This window comes from Parasphingorhabdus sp., assembly GCF_039968395.1.
Taxonomy (GTDB): domain Bacteria; phylum Pseudomonadota; class Alphaproteobacteria; order Sphingomonadales; family Sphingomonadaceae; genus Parasphingorhabdus.
Genome location: NZ_JBDVPV010000002.1, coordinates 342,322 through 368,140, shown reverse-complemented (window position 1 = coordinate 368,140; position 25,819 = coordinate 342,322). Strand labels below are relative to the sequence as shown.

23 protein-coding genes and 1 tRNA gene are annotated in these 25,819 nt (G+C 51.7%); 9 read left to right on the top strand and 15 right to left on the bottom strand.

The genetic code is table 11. The annotated features are described in order from the left end of the window. Window positions 1-1,440, bottom strand: coding sequence for a WecB/TagA/CpsF family glycosyltransferase (locus ABJI30_RS05935; RefSeq protein ID WP_348025308.1), 1,440 nt, complete (start codon window positions 1,438-1,440; stop codon window positions 1-3). 275 nt (window positions 1,441-1,715) lie between these two features. On the opposite strand from ABJI30_RS05935, the gene ABJI30_RS05930 reads away from it, so the two are divergent. Genes ABJI30_RS05930 through ABJI30_RS05915 form a run of 4 tightly spaced genes read left to right on the top strand, consistent with a single transcriptional unit; the run spans window position 1,716 to window position 6,020 of the window. Next, window positions 1,716-3,008 (top strand): oligosaccharide flippase family protein, encoded by a 1,293-nt coding sequence (locus ABJI30_RS05930; protein ID WP_348016261.1) that lies wholly within the window; start codon window positions 1,716-1,718, stop codon window positions 3,006-3,008. Continuing rightward, window positions 3,005-3,925, top strand: a complete 921-nt coding sequence (locus ABJI30_RS05925; protein ID WP_348016260.1) for a glycosyltransferase family A protein — start codon at window positions 3,005-3,007, stop codon at window positions 3,923-3,925. Before ABJI30_RS05930 ends, ABJI30_RS05925 begins: the two co-directional genes overlap by 4 nt. A 29-nt stretch (window positions 3,926-3,954) precedes the next feature. Continuing rightward, complete coding sequence (locus ABJI30_RS05920; protein ID WP_348016259.1) at window positions 3,955-4,947, top strand: glycosyltransferase; 993 nt, start codon at window positions 3,955-3,957, stop codon at window positions 4,945-4,947. Then, the gene (locus ABJI30_RS05915) at window positions 4,944-6,020 is read left to right on the top strand and encodes a glycosyltransferase family 4 protein (RefSeq protein ID WP_348025408.1); all 1,077 of its coding nucleotides are present in this window, start codon (window positions 4,944-4,946) and stop codon (window positions 6,018-6,020) included. The genes ABJI30_RS05920 and ABJI30_RS05915 overlap by 4 nt, the downstream gene beginning before the upstream one ends. Here ABJI30_RS05915 and ABJI30_RS05910 read toward each other — a convergent pair. Genes ABJI30_RS05910 through ABJI30_RS05900 form a run of 3 tightly spaced genes read right to left on the bottom strand, consistent with a single transcriptional unit; the run spans window position 5,927 to window position 9,803 of the window. Then, a complete protein-coding gene (locus ABJI30_RS05910; RefSeq protein ID WP_348025407.1) occupies window positions 5,927-7,231 on the bottom strand; it encodes an O-antigen ligase family protein in 1,305 nt (434 codons plus the stop codon). The two genes, ABJI30_RS05915 and ABJI30_RS05910, sit on opposite strands and share 94 nt — an antisense overlap. Next, on the bottom strand, window positions 7,186-8,598 hold the full coding sequence (locus ABJI30_RS05905; RefSeq protein ID WP_348016256.1) for a hypothetical protein: 1,413 nt from the start codon (window positions 8,596-8,598) through the stop codon (window positions 7,186-7,188). Before ABJI30_RS05905 ends, ABJI30_RS05910 begins: the two co-directional genes overlap by 46 nt. Then, complete coding sequence (locus tag ABJI30_RS05900) at window positions 8,595-9,803, bottom strand: polysaccharide biosynthesis/export family protein (RefSeq protein WP_348016255.1); 1,209 nt, start codon at window positions 9,801-9,803, stop codon at window positions 8,595-8,597. The genes ABJI30_RS05905 and ABJI30_RS05900 overlap by 4 nt, the downstream gene beginning before the upstream one ends. A gap of 195 nt (window positions 9,804-9,998) precedes the next feature. On the opposite strand from ABJI30_RS05900, the gene ABJI30_RS05895 reads away from it, so the two are divergent. Then, entirely contained in the window at window positions 9,999-10,547 is a 549-nt protein-coding gene (locus ABJI30_RS05895) for a heme NO-binding domain-containing protein (protein ID WP_348016254.1), read from the top strand. Beyond that, a complete protein-coding gene (locus tag ABJI30_RS05890) occupies window positions 10,547-11,938 on the top strand; it encodes a sigma-54 dependent transcriptional regulator (protein WP_348016253.1) in 1,392 nt (463 codons plus the stop codon). The genes ABJI30_RS05895 and ABJI30_RS05890 overlap by 1 nt, the downstream gene beginning before the upstream one ends. Window positions 11,939-12,095: 157 nt before the next feature. Here the strand turns inward: ABJI30_RS05890 and ABJI30_RS05885 are convergent, their stop codons facing one another. The 3 genes from ABJI30_RS05885 to galE form a co-directional block, all read right to left on the bottom strand. Beyond that, complete coding sequence (locus ABJI30_RS05885; RefSeq protein WP_348016252.1) at window positions 12,096-12,713, bottom strand: HAD family phosphatase; 618 nt, start codon at window positions 12,711-12,713, stop codon at window positions 12,096-12,098. An 18-nt stretch (window positions 12,714-12,731) separates the two neighbouring features. Further along, entirely contained in the window at window positions 12,732-12,857 is a 126-nt protein-coding gene (gene ykgO, locus ABJI30_RS05880) for a type B 50S ribosomal protein L36 (RefSeq protein WP_007165381.1), read from the bottom strand. A 96-nt stretch (window positions 12,858-12,953) separates the two neighbouring features. Continuing rightward, window positions 12,954-13,967, bottom strand: a complete 1,014-nt coding sequence (galE, locus tag ABJI30_RS05875) for a UDP-glucose 4-epimerase GalE (protein ID WP_348016251.1) — start codon at window positions 13,965-13,967, stop codon at window positions 12,954-12,956. Between the two features lie 156 nt (window positions 13,968-14,123). Between galE and ABJI30_RS05870 the strand changes: the two genes are divergently transcribed. Both ABJI30_RS05870 and ABJI30_RS05865 read left to right on the top strand, forming a co-directional pair. Then, complete coding sequence (locus ABJI30_RS05870) at window positions 14,124-14,726, top strand: DUF4136 domain-containing protein (protein ID WP_348016250.1); 603 nt, start codon at window positions 14,124-14,126, stop codon at window positions 14,724-14,726. Then, complete coding sequence (locus tag ABJI30_RS05865; protein ID WP_348016249.1) at window positions 14,723-15,847, top strand: M14-type cytosolic carboxypeptidase; 1,125 nt, start codon at window positions 14,723-14,725, stop codon at window positions 15,845-15,847. The genes ABJI30_RS05870 and ABJI30_RS05865 overlap by 4 nt, the downstream gene beginning before the upstream one ends. A gap of 24 nt (window positions 15,848-15,871) precedes the next feature. Here ABJI30_RS05865 and ABJI30_RS05860 read toward each other — a convergent pair whose 3' ends face one another. The 8 genes from ABJI30_RS05860 to ABJI30_RS05825 all read right to left on the bottom strand — a co-directional run bounded on the left by ABJI30_RS05860 (window position 15,872) and on the right by ABJI30_RS05825 (window position 24,702). Next, window positions 15,872-17,287: a TolC family protein gene (locus tag ABJI30_RS05860; protein ID WP_348016248.1), complete on the bottom strand. Its 1,416-nt coding sequence runs from the start codon at window positions 17,285-17,287 to the stop codon at window positions 15,872-15,874. Window positions 17,288-17,289: 2 nt separating this feature from the next. Beyond that, window positions 17,290-18,435: an ABC transporter permease gene (locus ABJI30_RS05855; RefSeq protein ID WP_348016247.1), complete on the bottom strand. Its 1,146-nt coding sequence runs from the start codon at window positions 18,433-18,435 to the stop codon at window positions 17,290-17,292. A gap of 12 nt (window positions 18,436-18,447) precedes the next feature. Continuing rightward, window positions 18,448-19,575 carry an ABC transporter permease gene (locus tag ABJI30_RS05850; protein ID WP_348016246.1) on the bottom strand — a complete coding sequence of 376 codons (1,128 nt, stop codon included), beginning with the start codon at window positions 19,573-19,575 and terminating at the stop codon, window positions 18,448-18,450. Continuing rightward, the gene (locus ABJI30_RS05845; RefSeq protein WP_348016245.1) at window positions 19,575-21,350 is read right to left on the bottom strand and encodes an ATP-binding cassette domain-containing protein; all 1,776 of its coding nucleotides are present in this window, start codon (window positions 21,348-21,350) and stop codon (window positions 19,575-19,577) included. Before ABJI30_RS05845 ends, ABJI30_RS05850 begins: the two co-directional genes overlap by 1 nt. Then, window positions 21,350-22,360 carry an HlyD family efflux transporter periplasmic adaptor subunit gene (locus ABJI30_RS05840; protein WP_348016244.1) on the bottom strand — a complete coding sequence of 337 codons (1,011 nt, stop codon included), beginning with the start codon at window positions 22,358-22,360 and terminating at the stop codon, window positions 21,350-21,352. Before ABJI30_RS05840 ends, ABJI30_RS05845 begins: the two co-directional genes overlap by 1 nt. Before the next feature lie 359 nt (window positions 22,361-22,719). Continuing rightward, window positions 22,720-23,901 (bottom strand): amino acid aminotransferase, encoded by a 1,182-nt coding sequence (locus ABJI30_RS05835; RefSeq protein ID WP_348016243.1) that lies wholly within the window; start codon window positions 23,899-23,901, stop codon window positions 22,720-22,722. 47 nt (window positions 23,902-23,948) lie between these two features. Further along, window positions 23,949-24,197 (bottom strand): DUF6356 family protein, encoded by a 249-nt coding sequence (locus ABJI30_RS05830; RefSeq protein ID WP_348016242.1) that lies wholly within the window; start codon window positions 24,195-24,197, stop codon window positions 23,949-23,951. Window positions 24,198-24,610: 413 nt separating this feature from the next. Further along, a tRNA-Ser gene (locus ABJI30_RS05825) sits at window positions 24,611-24,702 on the bottom strand. A gap of 331 nt (window positions 24,703-25,033) precedes the next feature. On the opposite strand from ABJI30_RS05825, the gene ABJI30_RS05820 reads away from it, so the two are divergent. Beyond that, entirely contained in the window at window positions 25,034-25,786 is a 753-nt protein-coding gene (locus tag ABJI30_RS05820) for a DUF1134 domain-containing protein (protein ID WP_348016664.1), read from the top strand. The last annotated feature ends 33 nt before the right edge of the window (window positions 25,787-25,819 follow it).

The window sequence follows — 25,819 nt, the reverse complement described above, 5'->3', positions numbered from 1 at the left end:
TTAATAAGCGCCTCGACCCGTCAAGATCGCAGGCACAGTTGAAACCAGAAGTGAAATATCCTTCAGCACACTTTGTTGACACAGATATTCTTCGTCCATTCGAACCTGCTCTTCAAAAGGAATCTCCGCACGCCCGGATACTTGCCATGTGCACGTTAATCCCGGTTTACCGGCCAGCCGATTGATGGATTTGTCTGGCTTTTGCATCACTTCCTTTGGCAGTGCCGGGCGTGGACCAACCAATGACATGTCGCCCTTGAGGACATTTACGAGTTGCGGAAGCTCATCCATTGAAAACCGACGAATGAGTTTGCCGATTTTCGTGATGCGGGGATCATTTTTCATCTTGAAACATACATCATCACGATCACTTTGTGCAGCCAGCTGTTGCAATCGTTGCTCTGCATCGACGGCCATCGATCGAAATTTCCACATTTTGAATGGTTTCCCATCTTTTCCTATGCGGACTTGCCTAAAAAAGACTGGCCCCCGATCTTCTGCCAAAATCAACAAGGAGATTGCTGCAAAAAGTGGTCCGATGAAAACCAGGCCAAGCAGAGTCAATGTGAGGTCCAGCGCCCGCTTGTTGGTGACAAATATTTTATGCTTGAGTCCCCTCGCATTCCACCCGTTTACGATAGCTTTGGCGAGAAAACTAATGTTACCCGCCAGATATCTTTTTGCCAACCGACGGGGCTCCTGCAACAATCGCCATGACCACTCCATTCCGATCGATCTCAGGAGTTTTGGGGCACGTGGGATCCGGCCGGAATAGTAATCGAATAACCCTCCAACACCCAAAATGACGGGGGCATCAATTTGTGAGCGGTGTGCAGCTATCCATTTTTCCTGCAGGGGAACTCCCAGGCCAATAAAAACCAGATCAGCTCCAGAGCTATTGATTTGTGATATTACATTGGCGGTATCCGTATGTTCTTCAAAACCATTGCTTACTCCAGCCACCTCCAGTTCGGGATATCGCTGTTGCATGTTACGAGCAGCCTGCGCGGCAACTGTTGGTTCGCCGCCATGTAAATAGATTGATTGTCCGCTTTTTGCGGCCTGTTCGCAGAGGATTGGAAACAGATCAGTTCCATTCAAATTTTCTCCTAACCGAACATTCGCCAATTTTGCAGCGATCGACATGCCCGAACCATCAGGAAGCAACGCAGTGCTAGCATGTAGCGACTTGCGATACTCGGCATCTGACACCGCAATGTTCACGCAATGCGCGTTCAGGAAGTTTATGATCGTTTTTTGATTGGCCTGAGCTGATTGGATAATCGCTTCAGCAGTGGATTGGAGCGACCCACGGATCAGGTCGAAACAGAACAGCTTTGCTGAATCTAACTGCATCCACGCTGAAGCAAACTGTCCAAACTTCGAAGTCCTAAGCTCGGTAACGCCAATATCGTCAGAGAGGATACGTTGGTGAAGCATTTTCAAATACCTTTCGTTAAATTGTTCTCCTGTTGATTTGCAGAATCTGTGCCAATCTTCTAAATCATTGATATATATACATATTAAATTACAATCCGAACTTTATTCGATTGATATTCGCATTATGCATCGAATATTCCTAAAAGTCTTTGCATAATGCGAAGATTGATCATCAAGAACGATTTTTCGGAATTATAACCGTTATATATCAATATCTTACTGAGTTGGCACAGGAATTGATTGGTGACTTCCACATCTGTTTATGGGAGTTCGTGATGGCCATCTGGAATCATGTAAAAGCAAAGCTCAACAAAGATAGCACCTGGTTTCTTTCATCGCTGGCGGCATATGGCAGCGCTGAGTTATTGGTTAGAGTGATCCGCATTGTTGCGGTGATTGTGATCGCAAGAGCAGTCTCGCCTGAAATCATGGGACTGGCAGCATTGTCCTTGAGTCTGTTTGAACTTGTCCGGGTCCTAGCGAACGCAGGAATTGGCCAAAAAATAATTCTGGCTTCTGCATCGCAATTACCTGCGACGGCAAATACAGCACATCGACTGTTTTGGATCTGGTGTATGCTCGTCGCAATTGTCCAATTGTGTGTAGCTGCACTGCTTCATATTGCTTTCGAACAGACTGATGCCGCACTTATGCTGGCCGTGCTGTCCGCCGTGTACCTTTTTATGCCCGGAGGTCTGGTTCAGGTCTTCCTTCTCATGCGAGATGGAAAGATGGCTACCACGGCAAGAATAGCGGCCTCACAGACAATTGCCGATCATCTTCTCACTATGATTTTTGTAATTCTCTGGCCTTCCGCCTGGGCAATTGTTCTACCGAAATTGCTGACGGCTCCCATCTGGTTAATTGCGGTACGGCGGGCCCGTAGTTGGAAATATAATGCAGCAAAAGGAACGGCACCTGCGCGCTATTTTGTAACCTTTTCTCTAGGTGTACTGGGAAGCGAAATGCTGACTGCCAGCCGGATGCATCTGGATAAACTGGTTGTTGGTTCGGTACTCGGCGTAAAGGCACTCGGGATCTACTATTTTGCATTTAATGCGGGTCTTGGGATTACGACTTCCTTCGTGACCGCCTTTTCGACCATTCTGTTCCCCCATTTGTGCGAGGTCAAAGACGGTGTGCAGCGATTGCAACGTTATCGCAGATCATTTTTTCTGGGTGCCGTGATCTTCTTTCCGCTGATACTTGCTCAAGCTGCATTCGCACCAATCTATGTTCCGTTGGTTTTCGGTCAGCAATGGAATGATGCAGCACCGTTGGTAAGTATACTATCCCTAGCCGCCATTCCAATCTTCTTTGGTGCTGCCAACACGGCCTGGCTGCGCGCATCTGGTCGTATATCAGCGGATCTGATGATTGTGGCATTTACGACCTCAGCCACGCTACTTTACTTCGCACTAGGTGCGCAAATGAGCCTGCAAATGGCCGTTATCGGGTACGTGTTGGGCCTGGTTACAAACTTCATTCCCATTTCCATTCTGATTTTTCGCCATGCGCATCAACAATTGCGCATTCAATATTCATCCCAACAGGAGTCACTCATATGAACCGCCCGAAATTCTCAGTCATAATTCCGGTTTTCAACGCCGCGGCTACATTGGAAACGACGGTCGCTAGCGTATTGCAACAAACAGAAAAAGATTTTGAACTGGTTATCGTTGACGATGGTTCGACCGATAACAGCCTGATGTTGTCTCTGGATATGGCGTCCAAAGACAACCGCATAAAAGTGAAGTCACAACCTAACGGAGGTGTCGCTGCCGCGCGAAACTTTGGATTATCTTGCGCGCATGGCGCGTTGGTTGCTTTTCTGGATTCTGACGATCTTTGGCTCCCAACCAAGCTGGAACGACATAGGACCTGGCATCGGTGTTTCCCGGAAGTTGCGATAAGTTTTGCTCAGGTAGAATTCATTTCGAATTGCCGTGATGCAAAACGCACTGTTTCAAACGTGCCGCCCTTCAAACTGGATGTCTCAAATCTTCTGGCAGAAAACCCTGCCTGCACATCATCCAACATCGTTGTTCGCGCCGATTGCCTTCATCAAATTGGCCTGTTTCGAGAACACATGTCCTATGCAGAGGACCAGGAATGGCTCGTGCGTGCCTGTGCGCACGGACTGATCATTCAGGGGTTCGATTGTCATCTTGTCGACTATCGGATGAGCGAAGATGGCCTTTCAGCGGATCTCGAGAAAATGTATTCTGGCTGGCGTCGGCTTGCATCGGCATATGATGCTCATTTCGATCGATCCGCTGCTGAAGCCCAATATTGCCGCTATCTGGCGCGCAGGGCACTCAGAACAGGAGCGTGGCCTGGGACAGCCTTGCGATACTCGTTCCGTGGACTGAAGTTAAATATTGGCGCTTTTCTCTCTGATTGGAAACGTGGTTTGGGAACGTTGGGTGGCTCCATCCTTTCCCTGTTCCTTTCCCGGAAATCCCGCATTCGTATCTTCGCCTGAACATTCAAAATATTCATAAAGGATAAACAATGAAACAGCCCCTAATCTCTGTCGTAATGCCGGTTTACAATGTCGAACGTTATGTTCGAGAAGCTGTACAATCTGTGCTTGATCAAACTTACGAAAATTTTGAACTTATCATTGTCGATGATGGTGGAACGGATGCGAGCATAAATATTTGTTCCGAGTTTACCGATCCTAGAATCAGCATAGTGCGTCAGGCCAATCGTGGCTTGGCTGGAGCACGAAATCGCGGTATCAGCAGAGCGCACGGAACGTTGGTCGCAATGCTTGATAGCGATGATCGTTGGCTTCCCGACAAACTTATGCTGCACGCCATTCATTTGACTTGCAATTCGCATGTCGATGTGAGTTATTCAGGATCACACTTGATCGATGAAGATGGAAATCGATTGCGCGTCGCAATGCGTCCAAAGCTTGGAAAAATTTCTTCTTCGGACATTATAGCACGCAATCCTGTGGGCAACGGATCTGCTCCGGTTATTCGAAAAACAGCATTAGACAAGATCGCATTTCAACATCCCGATTATTCGGAACGGACATGCTATTTTGACGAGAGTTTCAAGCAATCTGAAGACATTGAATGCTGGCTGAGAATGGCTTTGTCTTCTTCCGCCAGTTTTGAAGGAATCGGGGGCTTGCTGACCGAGTACAGGATCGTGTCCGGCGCATTGTCATCCAATGTGGTGCGACAATTCGAAAGCTGGGAGAAAGCCATAGACAAGACCGCCTCCTATGCTCCCGGTTTCATCAAAAAACACAAATCGAGAGCAAAAGCTTATCAACTTCGCTATCTGGCGAGGCGGGCAGCAAGTATGGGAGATGGGCCATTCGCCCTGTCTCTTTCGTTTCAAGCGCTCGCTGAATTCCCGAGGATGATTATCGAAGAGCCCAGGAAAACACTGGTCACCAATCTGGCATGTATTGCTGCGCGTATCATGAAGCCAGCCCAATTTGCCGCCATCGCTGGATCTTGGACCGGCCAAAAGAGCGCAGTATGAGACGGGTCCGAATAACTCATTTGTTGAACGATTTCTCTGTTGGCGGTGTCACCAAAAATCTTGAGCTTTTTCAGAGCTCATGTTTCACAATAAAATATGAGTCCGAAGTTGTTGAGGTTGATCCTGAATGGTCTATCGCTCCCAAATTCAACACAGATATAATCTTTGTTCATTTTCCGCCAAGTTGGAGGAGTCTGGCATTTCTATATTCTTTACGTGGCCGAAATCCGGCCAGTGAAATCGTATGGATGGAGCATAGCTACAATCGTGAGTGGGAAACACTTAACGTACCAGTCAAGTCGCGTTTTCGGGCGATGTTACGGTGTGCAGTCGCGCTATTCGACGAAGTGATCTGTGTTTCCAAGGCTCAAGCAAACTGGCTCGGTGAAGTTACGAAATCGGATGAAAGCCGATTTCATGTGGTTAGTCCATGGAGCTACATTGAAGGATTGGATGATGTCTGCTTGCCACACTTTTCAGCCGACAAAGCTCTTACAATCGGTGCCTACGGCCGGTTTTCGAAAACCAAAGGATTCGCAGAATTGATCGAAGCCGTAAAACTTACCGACACTTCGGCTAACATTCGACTTAACATTGGTGGCTATGGCGAACAGGAACAAAATTTTCGCAAACTAGCGCACGGCTGCAGGAACATCGAATTCTACGGCAAAGTGGATTCTTTGTCAGATTTTTTAGGCCGCTGCGATGTCATAGCTGTTCCATCATATTTTGAGAGTTTTGGCTTGGTTGCAGCGGAAGCAAAAATGGCCGGGCGACCGATTATGGTCGCGCCTGTGGGCGGCCTTCCTGAGCAGGTTGAAGATTGCGGCATCATTGTCGATTGTACTGATCAGCCCTCCCTGGTATCTGCACTCAATAATCTGCGGCAGCTTCCGTTACAGAAAATGGCGTATTTAGCTCGTCAGAAAGCAATGATTTTCGAAGAGAAGCGGCATTCAGATTGGCTTGGTTTTCTAAGTCAGGTTGCTGGACGACTTTGCTTGTCAGATTCTGGGATAATGGGAAATCGCAGCCGGAGGCCATTGCCAATCAATATGAGTGCAGGCCAATAGAGATAAGCGAGAATCTCTAGATTTTCTCCAAAACTGTAAAGCAGCAGCAGCAGGAGCAAAGACAGGCCAACCCGCGCTTCCGGGTATCGGCAAGCTTTTTGTGCAAGTAGAAACAGGCTAAGCGCCATTGGTATAGCCAAAGCCAGCAGCCCGATAATGCCTTTGACAAACAATAATCCGTACCAGCTATGATGACTTCCGATCATCATGTACTCGACGAGATGGGGCCCTCTTTCAACCACACCATGACCAAACCAAGGCGCTTCTTCCTGCCAACGGTGAACTGCAATTCTTCCCAACGCCGCGCGAACCCGAGAGGAATCAGCTCGTGCACTTTCAAACTCCGATTGCACTTCGGCAACGTTTTGCACGATGTTAACCGAAAACAGACTTGCGCCCAGTAAAACGGGCGCAGCGGCGAACCAGATTGCTGGTTTGTTCACTCGGGAAATGGCGAAAGCCATCGGCCAAACGACCGCTAAAGCAACCAATGCCAATCTCGATTGGCTGAGCAATGCTACAATCAAACCTGCGCTTATCCCAACGAGTTTCCATTTCAATTGCTTTTCTTCGATCGCACATATGACGTAGACCATTGCAACCATGCCGGCTGCAGGTGACCAGGGTGCAAAAAATTGCCAACGCGGAACGCCGGCACCAGGTTCGATGGTGTAAAGTGTAGTCGCGAAATATTCCGGCCCCGGTCCGCCAACTATTTGCAATGGGGAAACATACAAGGTCTCGGGTAAACCCGCAAAAGGAGCGATCAGGAATATTGGCAGGAGTATCAATGTCTGGGCGCCAAGCTTGCAGATTGCCCGATAGATAATAGCGGGCCGGATGTCCAAAGCGGCTCCAGCCAGTATGAATATAGCCAGAAGTGCCCACCCTTTTGCCCATCCAATCGATGACTTGATCGTAGCGACCATTCCGAGGTCAAAATTGCTGTGCCCGATCCATAAGGTAACCAGCAACAAAGCCATTCCTGCAACCCAGGTCCATAGGACCCATCCAGCCTTTTTCGGCTTTTGGTGTTCGGGCAAGCCAGGGGCCAGATAAAAACGCCATGCAACATTACCGGCGAGTATCCACGCGATTACTGGCCCGGCAATGTACAAACCACCAATCAGCCACAAAACCCATGTACTCAAAAGGGAGTAGTATATCAGGCGTTCGGCAAAACTTTGCGGATGATAATTTGTCTGAACCACAATAATCCAAATCCGATTAATATTATCAAAGAGGAACCCATTGCTCCCGCTATAACGACAATAGTTGATGGCGACGAGCGTTCTTCAGGTAAGCTTGGCTCTTCAAGTGTTTGTACGAGTGGGTATGAAGCAAATGGATCTGCCTTGTTGGTGTCTATTCGCGCGAGTGCTGAAGAAAACACAGCTTCCGCGACACGGAGGTCGCGCTGCAAGTCAGCCAATTCAGAAGCTTGATTAACCAGCGTGGGAGCTTTGGCCGTTTGTTCGGAAATCTGTGCTCGAATATCAGCCAATCCTGCATTGGCTCCACTACGCTCTGAGTCCCGAGCCACCATCACGCCGACCAGTGCGCCGCGTTCACTAGACATTGACAGGTCAGCAAATCCCATCAGAACAATGTCGCTAAGTCCCGTTAATTTGCCACCTCGAGCCAGCATTTGACTTTTTAGCTGAGCATTTTCCGCATTTATCTGCTGCACTTGGCTATGATTTGGACCCAATGTAGCCTGCTTTTCAGTCGCTGATGTGTTGACTGCCGCATATCGGGTTAGCAGGGATTGAAAAACAGGATCTGCCTTTAACGTGAAGGCTTTGTTGGCCGTTGTAACGGATATATTGAGTGCTTTGGCAATTTTGGATGCCGTTGCCGCTGTTCGCTTTGCTTCCGTTCGTGCTTGTCGCTCGCGGTCTTGTAGTGAATCCAGTGCAGATATCCGGTTGTTAAATTGTTCCAGTGAAACAAGACCGGTTTTACCCTGGAAGGCTAATAAATTCTGTTGTGCTTCCCTAACCTTGGTTTCCAACTGAACAAGACGGATGCTTTCCGCCTCTTCCCGCTTTTCGCTTTCATCCTTGCGCAACTTGTCCAGTCCAACCAGAAAAGCAGTGCGCAAAGACCGCGCTTTTTCCTGTGCCCGAACAGGATTACCGGCCGATATACTCACCTCAATCAAATTGGTTTGATCGATCAGTTTAACGCGAGGTGCGGAAACCATATCATCATCATCACCGGCTATTTTGGTCGCTCTTTCCAGCGTGATCTCTGCCATCAACAAGCGCTTGTAATTTTCTGTTGGACTGATCGAGGGCGAGCTAAATGCAGAATTTGTTGCCGTCGTCGCTTGACCAATTGATTCCAGATTTAGGCTGCTGCCAACTCCGGAACCAGGCAGAATTAGTGTGAAAGAACTGTCATAGCGATTTGGCATGAGAACCAGAAAGGCTAATGTTATCAACCATATCAAGGCAATTATGCCGGACATCAACATGAGATACCTGGAATATCTGCCTTCGGTCTGCATTCCATCTCGGACAAAATCCCAGATCCGTTCTATACGCCGCTTTCGTGATATTTTATAGTGGATCATGTGCCGATGTTCCCGAAAATAAGAGCGGGAGTGGCGGTGTCGGTTATGAGTCCCAAGGCATCACGAAAGTTCATGAAATCGCTATCGTAACAGGCAAGAGAATCATTCGGCATCAAAAACGGATTGTAGGAATCACGATCTGCTCTGCGAACAAGTTGTTCAACTTTGCGTTCAGTAACCACGCTTTGGCCATTGATTGGATTACGCGAAATCAGGATGACTTTGCGTCCGGCATTCATCGCTGACCCGCCAATGCAGTTCAACGCGATCGCTCCTTGCAAAAGGCGTGTACCATAGGGCAAGCTGGTGGTCTTTTCCCCAATTGCTGCGCCGGCATTACTATTGGCAGATCGCGCAAGATTGGACATGAAGACACGAATGCCAGGTGCGGTAATTGCACTTGGACGAACCAGCTTCGGATCGAAGCATTCTTTTGATGGAATGATGAGACGGTCCAGCGTTGCTACAGGCCGATTGCCGTGTTCACTGCCATCGAAACTTCCGGACAAATCAAGTTGCGTCCATTTTTTACCCCGAACAAGATACACGGTATCGACGGCAGCATCGGGGCGAACTCCTCCTGCTGCTTTCAAAGCTGTCGATACTGTGCGGCTTGGATTGGTGTCTCCAGTGGCCAATCCTTCCTTCTGGCCAACCCGGTCTTCAGCGCGGCGATCTCCTACACGCACAGAACCTGGCTGAAATACCGCTCCAGATATTGAAACTGAAACTCCCGAACTCTCGATCAGGCGAACATCAACATTGTTACCAATTGCTCTGACGGCTCCGGCGGCAATCAGGCGTGAACGGATCGTTTGTTCAGCTGCCAGCACATTGCTCCCTGCCAATGAGACAGGGACAAGTTGAGGGATGTCGATAAAGCCATCCTCGTTGAGAACATATACCCCCGTTAGAACATCGATATCTCCGGCAACCGTTATTCTGATTCGATCCCCGGGGGAGAGACTATTGCCTCCGCCCGGCAAGTCCTTTGGTTCGACGAAATTCCAAGCTTTAAGCTCCGCAGGACGATTGGGGCGAATACATGAGAGGCTCAAATCCTGTTCAGCGCTCTGAGCATTGCGACTGCGCTGCTCATTCATCCAATAGCTGTCTGACAGATTCCGCGGCGCAGGACCGGCTGCACAGGCTCCAAGAAGCGATAGAGCCGAAAGCGACGATGTGAGTTGAATGAATTTTTTCATTTTTAGGCACCTTGAAATTGGGTTCTCATTTTACTGAGCAACTCACATGCCAAAACTATATTATTGTTCTATATCAGTGTTTTATAGAATATTTTTTGAAATTGATTTGTCATTAATTGCAAAATGCGAACGGAATATTAGCAAAATGCAACTAGAAGGAGCTATGGTTGCGATGATGCAAAAAGGAGTTTTTCCGTGAAAGGTGTGATTTTTACTGAGCTGGTACGTTTCATGGAAGAAACGGTCTCTCCTGAATTTGCAGACCAGGTCTTGGTCAACGCAGATCTACCCAATGACGGTGCTTTTACCAGTGTTGGAAACTACCCAACTGCGCACGCAGCCAAAATGATTGAAGCTGCGGTTGAATTAAGCGGAATTGCTGCTCCTGAACTCAGCAGACAATTTGGTAGAGCACTTTTCGCTCGTTTCATTGTGCTGTTCCCCGAAATCCTGTCGCGATACAAAGACGCAACTGAGTTGTTGGATAACGTAGGCCCACATATTCATACGGAAGTTTGTACTCTTTATCCCGATGCTCAACCGCCTCAGGTTACGACCGAAAAAAAAGGTGACAGCTTGATTGTTCGATATTCCTCCCACCGACCGATGGCCGCGATCGCCTTTGGTCTGATTGAACAGTGTCTGGTCCACTATAATGATGATCGACAAGTAAGCTGGGAACGTGACGCACCTGCATATAGCGCGTCTTTTGTTATAGCCCCGCCAAGCGCTGAGGTAGAATAATGGCTAAGTCCATCCAACACGCATTGATTGTGGAGGACATGGCCAGCCTCGCCTTCAACTATGCCGAACAGCTCAAAAATGAAGGCTTTCAAGTTGATATTGCAGATGATGGTGAAGCCGCGGTGCAGTTGCTGCAGTCGGCAAAAAAACCGTATTCTATCGTCCTTTTGGACCTTCAATTGCCGGACATTGATGGCCTGGACCTTCTGCAGCAACACACTGCATATCTACAAAATAGTTCCATCGTTGTCGTAACGGCAGACGGGTCGATCAATCGCGCGATCAAAGCCATGCAACTTGGTGCTTATGACTTTCTTGTAAAGCCCATTGCTTCAGAGCGCCTGGTTACTACTGCACGCAATGCCAGCGAGAAAAGTCAGCTGGTTCAGGAAGTCGAGGCGGTCAAGCACCTCCGCGACAGAACCCATTTTCATGGCTTCATTGGCAAGTCTCCCCAGATGCAAGCGTTGTACAAAGCGATTGAAAATGTGGCGGATAGCAATGCCACTATATTTATCACCGGAGAGAGTGGGACCGGCAAAGAAGTCACGGCGGAAGCAGTACATAACCAGGGTAAGCGAGCAAAAGGCCCTTTTGTGGCCATAAACTGCGGTGCAATTCCCGAGAACTTGCTGGAGTCTGAAATTTTTGGCCATCTGAAAGGGTCTTTCACTGGTGCCACTTCTGATCGAGTCGGAGCAGCACTTGCAGCTCATGGCGGTACATTGTTTCTGGATGAAATTTGCGAAATGGACATTAAGCTCCAGGTAAAATTACTTCGGTTTTTGCAAACAAGCACCATCCAGCGAGTGGGCAGTTCGCGCACGGAGCAGGTTGATGTCCGTGTGATTTGTGCCACAAATTGCGATCCGGCTGTCGAGGTTGCTGAAGGGCGTTTTCGAGAAGATCTTTTCTATCGACTGGCTGTTATTCCTGTTGAAATCCCTCCGCTCCGTGAGCGAGGGCGTGACATTGCGTTGATCGCCAACGAATTTCTTCGACGCTTTTCCGAAGAAGAAGACAAACCGTTCCAAAGTCTCGATAGCGATGCCACATTGGCGTTGATGGACTACGTTTGGCCCGGAAACGTTCGTGAGTTACAAAACCGTATTCGGCGCGCTGTCGTGATGAATGAAGGTGCAATACTGACCAGCGAGATGATCGGTTCGTTATCTGGCGAGCGCAGTATTTCAGATCAATCTGGTCAAGTTGAGAATTCGGTCGAAACAGGAGTCTCCAAAATATTGGATAACATGTCGATGGATGAAGTTGAACGATATGTCGTAGATCGAGCTCTGATGCGCGAAAATGGAAACGTGCCTGCAGCTGCGAGGGCACTAAAGCTAAGTCCATCCACTCTCTATCGAAAAATCGATCGCTGGGCGTCCTAGAAATTAAATTGAGCCAATTCCTAATGTCCGCTTTTGGGATATTGCGGTCTCAGTTTGTTCAAAAATCATAACTGAACAGCGCCACATCATCGCGGTGAATGTCAGCGAACATGCTGATCTGCAAATGTGGCTTTTATCTATCTGAAGATCAGAAAACCTACAGCAGCCCGAGCATATTCAGCTCTTTTTCCAGGCCTGCCGCCCCGTGAAAATGATGGCCCTTGATACCCTGCGCTTCCCCGGCAGCAACATTTTCCTGCCGGTCATCGACGAACAGGCAGCGCCCGGCGGTCACGTCAAAGCGCTCGAGCGCGAGCTGATAGATGGCGGGGTCTGGTTTCAGCATCTTTTCCTCACCGGAGACCACGACATCCTCGAACAGATCGAAAATCGGCGCTGTGGGCAGAAATACCTGCCAGAATTCTGCTCCAAAATTTGTGATTCCATATATCGATACATCACGATCTGCCAGCTGCCGGACCAGTTCGTGAGAACCTTCCACCGGCCCCGGGATCGATTCAACGAATCGCTCTGCATAAGCGACGATCTGCGTTTCATATTCGGGAAATTGTGCAATCCGTTCGGGAATCATTTCGGCCAGCGGACGCCCGGCATCCTGCTGAAAATGCCATTCCGGTGTGACGACATTCTTCAGAAACCAGTCCAGTTCCTGCGAGTCGTCAATCAGCTTTTCATACAGGCAGCGCAAATCCCATCGATACAGGACCTGCCCCACATCGAATATGACAACATCAATTTGTGCAGAGTCAGTCAACGGACTGACGCAACGGGTCTAGCCCTGACGTGCCTTGAACCGGCGATTCGTTTTGTTGATCACATAGGTGCGACCACGACGACGGATCACGCGGCAGTCCCGATGACGGTTTTTGAGCGACTTCAGAGAGTTGCGGATCTTCATTTTGGTACCACGCCTTGATAAATTTGAATTTTGTGAAACAGCAAGTGCCGTAAACAGACGGTGCAGTTAGGGTCGTCACCGGCCAAAGTCAAGCGTTCAGGCGCTTTGTTCCTGTTGAATATCGCCCAATTTGCGCTCCCAGGCCAGTGCATGGGTCACAATCTGGTCGAGATCGGCATATTGCGGCTTCCACGGGAAGCGATCCATGATCGCTCCATTGTCGGAAATCAGCGAATCGGGATCGCCCGCCCGGCGCCCCTCCATTTTGCGGTTTATCTTGAGATTCGTGACCCGGTCGACTGCATCCAGCACTTCAAGTACCGAAAACCCCCGGCCATAACCACAGTTGAGAAAATGGCTTTGGGTCGGATCTGCGATCAGCGCATCCAGCGCCAGCACATGGGCCGCCGCCAGGTCCGATACGTGGATATAGTCGCGAACACCGGTACCGTCCGCTGTGTCATAGTCCGTCCCGAAAATGGCAACACTGTCGCGCTTGCCCAGTGCAGCCTCGACCGCGACTTTCAGCAGGTGAGTCGCACCAATGGTCGACTGGCCACTGCGAGCCTGCGGATCGGCACCCGCCACGTTAAAATAACGCAGTGCGCAAAAATTCATGTCATGCGCCGCCGACACATCCCGCAGCATATGCTCCGTCATCAGTTTTGACATGCCATAAGGATTAATCGGCACTTGCGGCGTGTCCTCGCGCACAGGGCTAACTTCGGGAATGCCGTAGGTTGCAGCGGTGGAAGAAAAGATGAAGTGCGGTACTTTATTCGCGATCACGGCCTCGATCAGGCTGCGGCTTCTGGCGGAGTTATTGTCATAATATTTCAGCGGATTTTCTACCGATTCGGGAACGACGACCGATCCCGCAAAATGCATGACAGCGCCAATATTCTGTTCGGTGACAATTTTCGCAATCAGCGCGGCATCTGCAATATTCCCCTCATAAAAAGGCACATCGTCCGGAACTGCCCAGCGAAACCCCGTAACCAAATTGTCGATCACAGCAACCGGCCACCCGGCATCGTGCAGGGCCAGAACCGCGTGACTTCCTATATATCCGGCACCTCCGGTCACCAAAACTGTGAAACGATCTGACATAGAATCTCCTTGCGATCTGTCGCTGCGGCAATGCGTCTAGCTTTGGAACATCTCAATCCGGTTAACCATGGGTCCATCCAGATGCAATTATTTACCTGTGAAACAGCAAATTTGGTCTAAGATGGGCAAAATCGAGCAAGAGAGGACTGGAATCTCATGAATATTCAAAAGCTTGCAATATTGAGCGGGGCATGTCTGTCGGTAACCGCATGCGTCGCGGCAACACCGCCGGTCAACGTCACCCGTTTTCACAATGCCCAAACCGCGCAGATCAGCCCGGGATCAGTTGCGATAACCAGCATGATAACCGATGACGGCTCCATCAGTCTCGAGCGCCGGACCTACGAGGCTGCCGTGCTGCACGAATTGCAGCAGATTGGATTTCAGGAAGAGCGTTCTGTCTCCAAAACCACTGAATATCTTGCCCGAGTCTCCGTCGAGCAGAATCGGATAACGGCGGAAGGACGCCGGTCTCCGGTTTCCGTCGGGGTTGGCGGCAGAACCGGAGGCTATCGCTCCGGAGTCGGCCTGGGGATCGGAATCAATCTGAGCGGCCCGCCGAAAGACAAGATTGCGACAGAATTGTCCGTACGGATTACCAGGCAGGCAGATGGTGAAGTGGTCTGGGAAGGCCGGTCGGCGGTAGAAGCCAAGGATGGATCTCCAGCATCGCAGCCCGGCCTCGCTGCAGCAAAATTGGCCGCAGCGTTATTCAAGGACTTCCCCGGAGAGTCAGGAGCTACTATCAGGGTGCCATGAGCATCCAAATCACCGCCGCGTTTGATTCCGGCAATATCATCGTTGAAGAAATCAACGGCACGTCCGCAACCCTGTCTATCCGCAAGGACAAGGACAGTACATTTTTTCAGTGGTTCCATTTCCGTGTCAGTTGCGCGGTAGGCAGTAATCTTGAACTGCACATCACCGGACTGAAGGATTCCGCCTATCCTCAGGGATGGCCGGGTTACAACGCCTGTGTCAGCGAAGATCGCGACTTTTGGGGGCGTGCTGATTCCAGCTATGACGAGAATAGCGGCACATTGACGGTCAACTACACCGCCACCAGCAACATCATCTGGTTTGCATATTTCGCTCCCTACAGCATGGAGCGCCATCACGACATGATCGCTGAAATTGCTTCGGTTGAAGGTGTCACCTGCCGGACGCTGGGCCATAGCCTGGAAGGTCAACCAATTGATTGCCTTGAAATGGGAGAAGGCGACAAACAGGTCTGGCTCTACGCACGTCAGCATCCCGGTGAATCCATGGCAGAATGGTGGATGGAAGGTGCACTGGACATGCTCACCGATTCCGCTGATCCGGTGGCGCGCCTGTTGCTGCAGAAATGCCGTTTCCACATCATTCCCAATATGAACCCAGATGGTTCGCGAAGAGGTCATTTGCGAACCAATCATGTTGGAACGAACCTCAATCGGGAATGGCATGAACCCAGCGCAGAGAAGAGTCCCGAGGTGCTATGCGTCCGCAATGCGATGGATGAAAGCGGCGTTGATTTCGCGATAGACGTGCATGGCGACGAGGCCATACCGGCTGTTTTCATCGCCGGTTTTGAAGGCATTCCGAGCTGGACAGATGACATGGGCCGGAAATATAATGCCTATCGCGACAGGTTGGCTACGCGCACTCCCGATTTTCAAACTCAGCTTGGTTATCCCACGGCTCCAAAAGGGAAAGCGAACCTTTCCATGTCAACCAATCAGTTGGCCGAGCGCTTTGGCGCGATTGCCATGACTTTGGAAATGCCGTTCAAGGACAATCGCGACATGCCGGATCCGGAACAGGGCTGGTCTCCTGAACGTTGCCAGTTGCTGGGCGCAGAATGCCTGGCGACGCTGGCCGAACAGATTGACGATATCTGACGTCTTCAATCGCTCGTGCGCTGACTATTCGGAAAGTGAGTCCGGCCAGCCGCCCCCGAGCGCTTTATAAGCGGAAATCAATTTCTGAAACGCATCTCCCTGGATTACGGCGAGGCGCTGTTCGGCAAGATACCCCTGCATCTGGGCGTCCAGCCACACCAGTTTGGTGATTTCTCCGCTCCGATAGAGTTTTGCTGACAGCGCTTCATTTTCCGCAGCTCGGGCTGTTGCTTTTTTTGCCAGGGCTACCGCTTCGCGCGCGCGCGCGTAACGGGTCAAGGCCGACTCGCTTTCATTCAGAGCCGTCAAAACCGCCTGCTCATATTTGCTGGCCGCAGCATCGACACCGGCATCCGCCCCTCTGATCCGGGCGCGGATCGATCCCATCTCGAATATCGGCCAGGAGAAAGACGGGCCGATGGAAAAGCGGCCACTGCCGCCTGACGCTATCCCATCAATATCCCGTTCCTGACGCCCCAGACTACCCAACAGAAAAAACCGGGGGAAAAGGTCCGCTTTCGCTACCTTCAACCGTTGTCGTTCGGCATCAAATTCAAAGGCAGCAGCTGCGACATCCGGGCGGCGTTTCAGCATTTCTGACGGCAGGCCGGACAATATCGCATCGGGCAGCGCAGGCAACGTTCCGGTGCCTGCCAGACGCTCCACCAGTTCTGATGGCTGCCGACCACTGAGCAGGGCCAACTGGAACATCGCGACCTTGATGCGCCCCTGCAAAGGTGGAAGCTGTGCCGCCAGCGCATCTGCCTCGCCTGCAATTGCAATGCTTTCACTCAATGGCGCTTCGCCATGCTTCTTTCGCAATTCGGCCAGAACCAGTTTCTCCTGCGCACTCGCCAGGCGGTTCGAAAGCGCCTTCTCCTGCATTTCCAGACTGCGCAACTGACCATATGTCCGCGCAGTTTCGGCCATTACGGTGAGCAAGGTCGCCCGGCGGGTTTGCGCAGCGACTTCGGCATCCGCCAGCCTGGCACGTACCCTGCTGTCTTTTCTGCCCCAGATATCGAACTCGTAACTTGCATCAAACCCGGCATCGAACAGCGAATAGGTACGATCGAATCCGGGGACTCGACCAACAGGAATGACGCCATTTTCGCTCAACTGGTTCCGGCTCGCGGATCCGCCGGCACCGCCTTCGAGAAACCGCTGTCCATTTGCTGCCTCAGCCATGGCCCTGGCGCGCCGCACCAACGCTGTCGATCTTGCCACGTCAAAATTACCGGCAGCCGCTTCACTGACAAGATCGGAAAGCAGCGGATCACCAAGCGCTTGCAACCAGTCCGGATTCAGTTCTCCAGGACTGGGCGCGGAAGCGAAATTTTCCGGCGGGGCTGTTTGCGCCAGTTCCGGCGCCTCTCTCAATCCCGAAGCGCAGCCGGATAGTCCGGCCAGTGCAATCAGAAGACAAGGTCTGGATATCATGTTCACTCCATCCTCCGGCGGAAAAGCCAGGTTGCGGCTGTCAGCGAAATACCTGCGATGATTGCAAGGGGAATTACGCTGGATAGCAACTGAATAAAAGGCGTGTCTCTGAGAAACACGCCATGGGCAATAGTTGTCAGATGCCGGACCGGATTAGCCATGGACATGCGCTCCAGCCAATAGGGGATATTCTCGATCGGCGTCGCATAGCCTGACAGCAAAACTGCTGGCGTCAGGAAGATAAAGGTTCCCAGAAAAGCTTGCTGCTGCGTCATGCACAACGAAGATATCAACAGACCGACGCCGACGACCGCGAGCACAAAAAAGGCGAGCGCAAAATATAAAGTGAAAATCGATCCTTCCATCGGCACGTCAAAAAGCCAGATCGTGGCAACCACAAATAACGTGCTGTTGAGCAGGCCCACAATGACTGCCGGAACCGCCTTGCCAATCAGAATCTCGTGCAGCTTCAACGGCGTGGTCAGCAGTTGCTCAAACGTGCCGAGTTCCCGCTCCCGTGCGACCGCCTGAGCGGAAATGGACAGAGTCGTCATGCAGGCCAAAATCCCCAGCAAGCTCGGCAAAACATGCCAGAATTCTTCGAGATTGGGATTATATGCGTGAACAATCGACACTTCATCGCTGCCATCTTCAAATGTCCTTCGATCATTTGCCGACTGGCTCGCGCCTTGCCGGTTATCGAGGCTCAATGTGACTGCTGCATTTTGCGCAATGCTGCTCAGATAACCGTTTACAATCTGGGCCGCATTCGATTTGCGGCCATCGAGAACCACGCGCATCTCTGCTGATTGCCCTGCAGCAATCCGGCTGGAGAAATTTTCTGCAAACTTGATCCCCGCAATTGCTTCCTGCGTGCGAATGGCTTCTTCAATCTGATATTCCGCCTGCACGAGGGTAACCTGTTCGATATTGGAACTCGCTTCAATCTGCCGGATGATCTCGGTGGAGGCGGCTCCGCTATCCTGATTGAGCACCACAATCCGGGCGTGATTGATATCAAGAGTCGAAGCGAAGCTGAAAAGGAACAACTGGATGATCGGCGGAGCGATCAGCATCAGCCGCGCACGCCGGTCGCGTAACACTGCCAGTATTTCCTTGATGATCAAAGGCTTGATCCGGCCGCTCATGATCGCTCGCCCCTATACATGTTTTTTCGTCACACGCATGGTCATTCCGAAAAAGAAGACACCGAACAGGATCAGAATCGTGATATTGGGCAGCAGCAGTTCGGGGACGTTACCCGTCAGGAACATGCTCTGCAGCGGCGGGATCACATATCTTCCCGGGAACAGATACGTGATGATCTGCACCCAGCGCGGCATTGAAGCAATTTCGAAGATAAATCCGGACAGAAGAAATGACGGGAGAAAGGCTAAGATCACCGCGACCTGAGAGGCGACAAACTGGCTTTTGGTCAGTGCAGAAAGCAACAGGCCCTGCGCGAGCGCAGGAAACAGAAAAGCCAGAAGCAAAAGCACAAGAATGATGAACGACCCGCGAAACGGCAAACCAAAGACAGCCAGCGCAAGCAATACGCAGATCGCCGAAGCCAGCAGCCCCAAAATCATATACGGAACCAGCTTGGACATGATCAGTTCCGTCACGGTGACCGGTGTCGATATCAGTGTCTCCATGGTCCCGCGTTCCCACTCCCGCGCGACCAGCAACGATGTCAGCAAACTGCCGACCATCGTCAATATCATCGCTATCGAACCGGGGATCAGGAAAAAGCGGCTCGCGAGCTGTTCATTGTAAAGATAATGCGTACTGACTGCGACTGGAGGTTCGACCGCAACGCCCATTTCAGCAAGCGTCTGCGACTTCCAGTTCTCATACACGCCCAAACTGTAGCTGGAAAAAAATCGGGCGCTGTTCGGGCTGCTGCCATCGGTTATGATCTGAACCGCAGACGTGTCTCCGGGATTGGCGAAATTGCGATCGAACTGGCTGGGAATGACAACGATTCCGAATATCTGCCCCGCCGCCAGTCGTTCCGAGAATTCCTGCACTGTTTGGCCCGGCTGCACGTCAAAATAGGGTGAATTAGCATAGCTGGTTGCGAGGCTCGTAGACAAGCTGTCGCTGCCTTGCTGGACCAATCCCATCTGCATCCGCGTCGGATCAAGAGATACGCCGTAGCCAAACAGGAAGATCATCATCAAGGGCATGAAAAAAGCGACCAGCAAACTCGAAGGATCGCGTACGATCTGGAAGATCTCTTTCCAGATCAGCGCCCAGAGACGGCGAAAATTGATCGTCTTGTCCATCAGTCGCCAACCAACTGCGCTTCAGTGGCTTGGGAGCGTTTCGAATCTTGTTCGGATTCATGGCTTTTGATCAAGGCAACAAAGGCTTCTTCCATCGTCGGTGAAACGCCTTGCTCTCCGGCAACAGCGAGATTTTTCAGTTCATCCGGAGCCCCGATGGCGATGGTTTCGCCATGATGGATCAGCGCCAGCCGATCGCAATATTCCGCTTCATCCATAAAGTGCGTGGTCACCAATACCGTCACGCCCTTTTGCACCAGATCGTTGATAATCCGCCAGAATTCACGCCGGGTTCGGGGGTCAACACCGGATGTCGGTTCATCCAGAAACAGCACTGCCGGTTCGTGAATAACAGCACAGGCAAAGGCCAGCCTCTGTTTGAAACCCAGCGGTATGGCAGATGAATTCTGGTCCAGCACCGAACCGAGATCAAAGGCTTCAATCATATCCTGTATGCGTTGCGTCGCCGCTGCGCCGTCCAGTCCGTAGACACCGGCAAAAAACTCCAGGTTCTGGATGACGCTGAGATCTCCGTAAAGTGAAAATTTCTGCGCCATATAGCCTAGCGCGCTGCGGGCTTCGCTGCGCGACATATGCAGATCATGACCGGCAACGCTTCCGGTACCGGCAGTGGTTGTCAAAAGACCGCACAGCATCTTGAATGTGGTCGACTTACCTGCGCCATTCGGGCCCAGCAGACCAAAAATTTCACCGCGTCCAATCTCAAAGTTAATCGCCCGCACTGCCTCGAAATCACCAAATGACTTGGACATGTCGTGCGCCACAATTTGTGGCTGTGAGTGTTCTTCGATCGTTCGATATCTGCCTGCGACGAGATCATAGCGATTGTCGCTCGGGCCAAGAATGTCGAAAAATGCATCTTCGAGCCGCGGCCGTGCCGGTGTCAGACTGCCATGATATTCTGCACGGATATCTGCAATGGTATCGGGCCTGGCATCGGCCAGAAGCATTCTGACGGACGAACCTTCGATCGCGGCGTCGCGGATTTCATCGCTTGCATTTGCGCGATCGAGCAGCTCTCGGCGATTATCCTGCAAATTGTCGAGCAGGAAAACCCGGCCGGCGACCTTTTGCACCAGTTCATCCGGCGGGCCATTGAAAAGCGTTTTGCCTTCGTTGAGCAGCAATATCTGCTCAAAGGTTTCCACTTCGTCCATATAGGCGCTGGACCAGATGATGGCATGCCCGTCATCGGCCAGAGTGCTTACCATCTTCTTCAACTGGATCCGTGATATAGGATCGACGCCGACGCCCGGCTCATCCAGCAGCAGGATTTTTGGGCGATTGATCAAAGTGCAGGCCAGCGCCAGCTTCTGTTTCATGCCTCCGGACAATTTGCCCGTTCGCCGCCCTGTAAAATCCGTGAGGTCCGCAAATCCCAGCAGCCGGTCAAAGCTTTCATCCATCTCGGCGGGCGAAAGACCGCGCAAGTCGGCATAGAGTTTCAAATTCTCCTGCACCGTCAAGTCTTCGTACAGACCAAAGCTTTGCGGCATGTAGCCCACGCTATTCTGTACGATTGCAGTATCTGCAGCGATATCCTGACCGAGAAGAGAAATCTGACCTTCTTCAAATTCCATCAATCCCGCCAGAATGCGCATCAATGTGGTCTTGCCCGCGCCATCGGGACCAGCCAGTCCCATGATCTGACCCGAATAGACGTCAAGATTGACGCTCTCCAGAGCGGGCGGATCCGTCGGCAGAAACTGCCTGGTCAGGCCCCTTACCTCTATCAGAGGTCTGTCGCTGTCCATCAGTTTTGGCTTTTTCCGGATGTCTTCTGTGATTTCAGATGCACTGAAACGGGCTGGCCCTGCCGCAATCCGCCATCGGGTTTGTCAACGACCACGCGAAACCGGTAAACCAGATCGGTCCTGAGGTCCGGGGTCTGCACCGTCTTGGGTGTAAACTCGGCCTTGGGCGATACATAGCCGATTGTACCGGAATAGGCTTTATCCAGCCCGTCAGCACGAACCGAGACCTTGGTCCCCGGTTTCAGTGAACTTAGCTGGGATTCCCGTGCATAGGCCCGGACATAGACGGGCCGGTCGATAGTCAGCCGGTAAATCGGCGCGCCCGGACTCGCAATCGCGCCAACTTCCTGGACACGGGAAGTAATCACCCCATCTGACGGTGCAACAAGTTGTGATTTCTCCAGCTTCGTGCGTGCCTGCGCGAGATTGGCCCGGGCATTGGAAGCAGCCGCTTCGGAAAGTTTGATGTCTTCCTGGCGACTGCCGGATCTCTGCAGCGACAAATTTTGGCGCGCCGCCTCAACGTCCGCTGTTGCCATTTCGAATTTTTGCCGGGATTCCTCGAAATCCGCGCGAGACACTGCGCCGCTTTCGACCAGCAATCGGCGGCGGTCATATTCCTTGGCCGCCTGCTTGAGCCCGCTTTGCTTACGTTGAAACGCAGCCCGGGCGATGGCGATTTCTTCGGGCCGATTGCCGTTCTTGACTCGCGCCATGTCCGCGCGTGCGGCCTCGAGACTGGCATTGGCTGACTGGATCGTATCATCCAGCAATGCGGTGTCGAGCGTCGCCATCAAATCCCCTTTGCGGACCCGTTCTCCTTCTTCAAAAGCCAGAGAGGCGATACGGCCCTGCAGTTCAAAACCCAGCTGGACTTCCCGAACATCGACATTGCCAAGGAATTCGGATTGGCCTTCGTCAGACGGCGCGCGCAGAAAAAAATACAGCAGGATCGCAGCAAGGACCGCCAGGACAACAATGATCCGAATATTCTTTGTCCGTGATTCCATCAAATAGTCTTTCCGTCTATCGCCAGGCCGTTCGGGCCACTAGCCAGATGAGCAATTTTTGCCGATTGGATTGGTGTTGCCGAATTGACATCGGGGATCCGAGACTCCGGGCTGCGATTCTGCTTGCGCTGCGTCGCAGGGGCCCATCGGATGGACCGAAATTTATCAACGGCTGAAGCTCCCCTCCAGTTTATGCGACCAGGTAATTATGTCTTCCGCCATTTCCGGCGCAAGCGGCCTTATCTCGCCAGTTGCGGAGAGGATTCGCACGGCAGATTCATGTTGTCAAGTTGAGGTCGGCGCATAACTGTTGCCTGGAATCCCCAAAAAACAGCTATGTTCGAACAATCGACCCGCGCTTAGACGGACCGGAGAGCCGTTACAAATCGCGGAACATCCGTGATCGAGAGGCCTGACATGTTTATCCGACCCGTAGCCGGCATATGGATCGCATGACTTTCAGCGAATTCTGTCACCTGTTCTTCTGTCAATGCGAAGGTCGTGAACAGCCCGGCCTGCTGACCGGTAAAGTCCAGATCGCAGGACTGGACCTGCCCTTCCCTGACCAGAGCCTGGCGAATGGACTGCACTCTTTCACGCATCTGTTGCAACTCTTCGCTCCAGCGCGATTTCAAATCGGGATCAGACAATATGGTTCTGACGATTGCACCGCCATGATCCGGCGGATTGGAATAGTTTAACCTCGCCAGCGTTTGCAGCGATCCGGTCGCCGCCTCGGCGGCCTGGCGGCTGTCACACTGCACCAGCAGAATTCCCGTCCGTTCGCGGTACAGCCCAAAGCTTTTTGAACAGGATGCTGCAATTAGCAGCTCGGGTACCTGCTCGCTCATCAGCCTGACACCAACCGCATCAGCATCGCTGCCATTGCCGAAACCCTGATAGGCGAAATCGAACAGGGGAATAAGAGCGCGTTCGCGTACAACCTCTACAACCTGCTGCCACTGATCATGATCCAGGTCAGCGCCCGTCGGATTATGGCAAACCCCGTGCAGCAAAACTACATCACCGGCCTCGGCCCTGGCAAGAGCGGACATCATCTGGTCAAATTTCAGCGACTGGGTCGGAATGTCAAAATAGTCATAGGTTTCGATGGCAAAATTCTGATGATTGATCATCGGAATATGATTGGGCCATGTTGGTGTTCCCACCCAGATTGCCGGATCTTTCCCTGCGCGCTTCAGCAAGGCCAGAGCCTGATGCAGGGAACCGGTTCCGCCCGGGCATTGCGCCGCGGCAACCCGCTTGTCCTTCAGCGCATTATTTTCCGCACCAAGAACCATCTCCTGCATTAATGCGACAAAATCTGCATCGCCATCTGCCGGCAGATAGGCTTTGGAGGGTTGATCCTGAACGATCAGCGTCTCGGCATGCTTAACCACATCGAGAATGGACGCGCGCCCCTCGGCGTCGCGATACACACCAACACCCAGATCCAGTTTGTCAGGACGGCTGTCGGCACGAAACCGCTGGGAAACCAGCATCAACGCATCGGGACGCGGTTCGGGCAATACACCAAACATGGGTTAGACCTGAACAGGAAGCAGTGGGAACGCCGTCCCGTAGCCAATTAGATGCACCATTCAAGCTCGTGTTCGGTCGCGGTTCCGGCTGTGGATTTCACCCGGTTCGTCACCATCCGGTCATACAGTTTCTTGACGAGATTGCTTCCGGTCTTTTCGAACAGGAATGGAAAGAATCCATGCAGCAGACATGCAAAGCCCGCCAAAATCATCGGAACACCAAAGCTCGACGCCATGTAAAAATGCTCGGTATAGGTTTCGCCAACTTCTTTGGGATGTTCGGTAAACAGTTTCATATGTGCTCCAGAGGAAAGATGTGGGCGCAAATCTAAACTCTGGCGGCTAAATAACATTACCATTTTTCGTGAAATTCAGCGAATAAACAGAATTTTATTCAATTTTTTCCGTGATAAGTAGATTATTTTACACTTAATTTCGATATGTAGAAGAATAATCATACGCCTTGGACGGGAATGTGATTTAATCATGGGCAATCAACCTCATATCACCCACCAAGCCGATCAGGCCAGCAAACTGTCCCAACGTCAGCTTGTCCCGAAAGATGTCCGGCAGAATGGAACCGCACGCGCCATTTCAACAAGGCCCGAGATCGATATCAGACATAACGCCAAATTCTTGAAATTGCCGATGCTGTGGAAATCGCTTTCGCGATAAAAAATGCGTATAGCCGCATGCTTGAGGGACCAACTGGAGGACACGGAGGGATTCGAACCCTCGAAGCCCCGTAAAGAGCTTGTCTCCTTAGCAAGGAGGTGGTTTCAGCCGCTCACCCACGTGTCCTCGTGTTTGGCTAGCCAAGGTGAAGCGCTATAACGATCCTTGGCGCAGGCTGCAACGGGAAAAATTATCTTCGGTACCCGATAAAAAGCGGGCCAAATGAGGTTGCATATCGGCAAAACCAGACCCGAATCCGCAATTTTGACTCAACAGACCGCAAATTCGACTCGTGTCACCGCCCGTTCATTGCGCAGTCAGGCGCAAAGGCCAACACCCTTAGCTGGCTGGTATGGGAAGGAGTTTACCCATGTCTAAGTCATGCCCGGAGGAAATGTTTGTGAAGAAACCCCAATTGAAACGGTGGGGCACACGTTTGCTCGGCCTGTTCGCTGTGATGGCGCTGGCCACCAGCCCTGCCCATGCACAAGTCGAAACCATCGACCCCAATGATGCCATTGATGCCGACCTCGCGGCGCCGGACTATGACGGCACGTTCGAAGCGCCGGCTGCTGAAACCAACACGACGGTCGGCTCACCTGCGGATCAGGATGTTAATGCTGATCTGGTGCTGCCGGAAGACAACAGCGCCGCTGCTGACCCCACCTATCCCGATCCCGCCTATTCTGATCCGAACGGTGTTCCGGTTGCCAATGTCGATGATGCGACAACCTTTCAGGATGATGACCTCATCGGGGCAGCGGAAGGCGTATTCGGTAAAGGTGCCAAAGGTCTGGCCGGCGTTATCGAAGGCATATTGAAGAAACAGGGCCGGCCCAATGCGTACATTGCCGGCCGCGAAGCCAGCGGCGCTTTTGTTGTCGGACTGCGTTATGGCTCGGGCAAGCTCTATCACAAGATCGAAGGCGAACGGCCCGTCTACTGGACAGGACCGTCAATTGGCTTTGATGTCGGTGGCAATGCGGCCAACAGCTTTGTGCTGGTCTATAATCTTTACGACAGCGAAGACCTTTACCAGCGCTTCCCCGCTGGCGAAGGCGCGGCCTATTTTATCGGCGGATTCCATGTCAGCTACCTGCGGAGCGGAGACAAGGTTCTTATTCCCGTCCGTCTCGGAGCCGGCCTGCGACTCGGTGCCAATGTCGGATATATGAAATTCAGCAAGAAACAGCGCTGGCTGCCTTTCTGATTGCTTAGTCAGTAGTTACCGGTCGGCGTTTAG

Coding starts and splice junctions, on each gene's coding strand:
- ABJI30_RS05935 (WP_348025308.1), bottom strand. CDS start 1,440: ATGCTTCACCAACGTATCCTCTCTGACGATATTGGCGTTACCGAGCTT.
- ABJI30_RS05930 (WP_348016261.1), top strand. CDS start 1,716: ATGGCCATCTGGAATCATGTAAAAGCAAAGCTCAACAAAGATAGCACC.
- ABJI30_RS05925 (WP_348016260.1), top strand. CDS start 3,005: ATGAACCGCCCGAAATTCTCAGTCATAATTCCGGTTTTCAACGCCGCG.
- ABJI30_RS05920 (WP_348016259.1), top strand. CDS start 3,955: ATGAAACAGCCCCTAATCTCTGTCGTAATGCCGGTTTACAATGTCGAA.
- ABJI30_RS05915 (WP_348025408.1), top strand. CDS start 4,944: ATGAGACGGGTCCGAATAACTCATTTGTTGAACGATTTCTCTGTTGGC.
- ABJI30_RS05905 (WP_348016256.1), bottom strand. CDS start 8,598: ATGATCCACTATAAAATATCACGAAAGCGGCGTATAGAACGGATCTGG.
- ABJI30_RS05900 (WP_348016255.1), bottom strand. CDS start 9,803: ATGAAAAAATTCATTCAACTCACATCGTCGCTTTCGGCTCTATCGCTT.
- ABJI30_RS05890 (WP_348016253.1), top strand. CDS start 10,547: ATGGCTAAGTCCATCCAACACGCATTGATTGTGGAGGACATGGCCAGC.
- ykgO (WP_007165381.1), bottom strand. CDS start 12,857: ATGAAGATCCGCAACTCTCTGAAGTCGCTCAAAAACCGTCATCGGGAC.
- galE (WP_348016251.1), bottom strand. CDS start 13,967: ATGTCAGATCGTTTCACAGTTTTGGTGACCGGAGGTGCCGGATATATA.
- ABJI30_RS05870 (WP_348016250.1), top strand. CDS start 14,124: ATGAATATTCAAAAGCTTGCAATATTGAGCGGGGCATGTCTGTCGGTA.
- ABJI30_RS05865 (WP_348016249.1), top strand. CDS start 14,723: ATGAGCATCCAAATCACCGCCGCGTTTGATTCCGGCAATATCATCGTT.
- ABJI30_RS05860 (WP_348016248.1), bottom strand. CDS start 17,287: ATGATATCCAGACCTTGTCTTCTGATTGCACTGGCCGGACTATCCGGC.
- ABJI30_RS05855 (WP_348016247.1), bottom strand. CDS start 18,435: ATGAGCGGCCGGATCAAGCCTTTGATCATCAAGGAAATACTGGCAGTG.
- ABJI30_RS05850 (WP_348016246.1), bottom strand. CDS start 19,575: ATGGACAAGACGATCAATTTTCGCCGTCTCTGGGCGCTGATCTGGAAA.
- ABJI30_RS05845 (WP_348016245.1), bottom strand. CDS start 21,350: ATGGACAGCGACAGACCTCTGATAGAGGTAAGGGGCCTGACCAGGCAG.
- ABJI30_RS05840 (WP_348016244.1), bottom strand. CDS start 22,360: ATGGAATCACGGACAAAGAATATTCGGATCATTGTTGTCCTGGCGGTC.
- ABJI30_RS05835 (WP_348016243.1), bottom strand. CDS start 23,901: ATGTTTGGTGTATTGCCCGAACCGCGTCCCGATGCGTTGATGCTGGTT.
- ABJI30_RS05830 (WP_348016242.1), bottom strand. CDS start 24,197: ATGAAACTGTTTACCGAACATCCCAAAGAAGTTGGCGAAACCTATACC.
- ABJI30_RS05820 (WP_348016664.1), top strand. CDS start 25,034: ATGGCGCTGGCCACCAGCCCTGCCCATGCACAAGTCGAAACCATCGAC.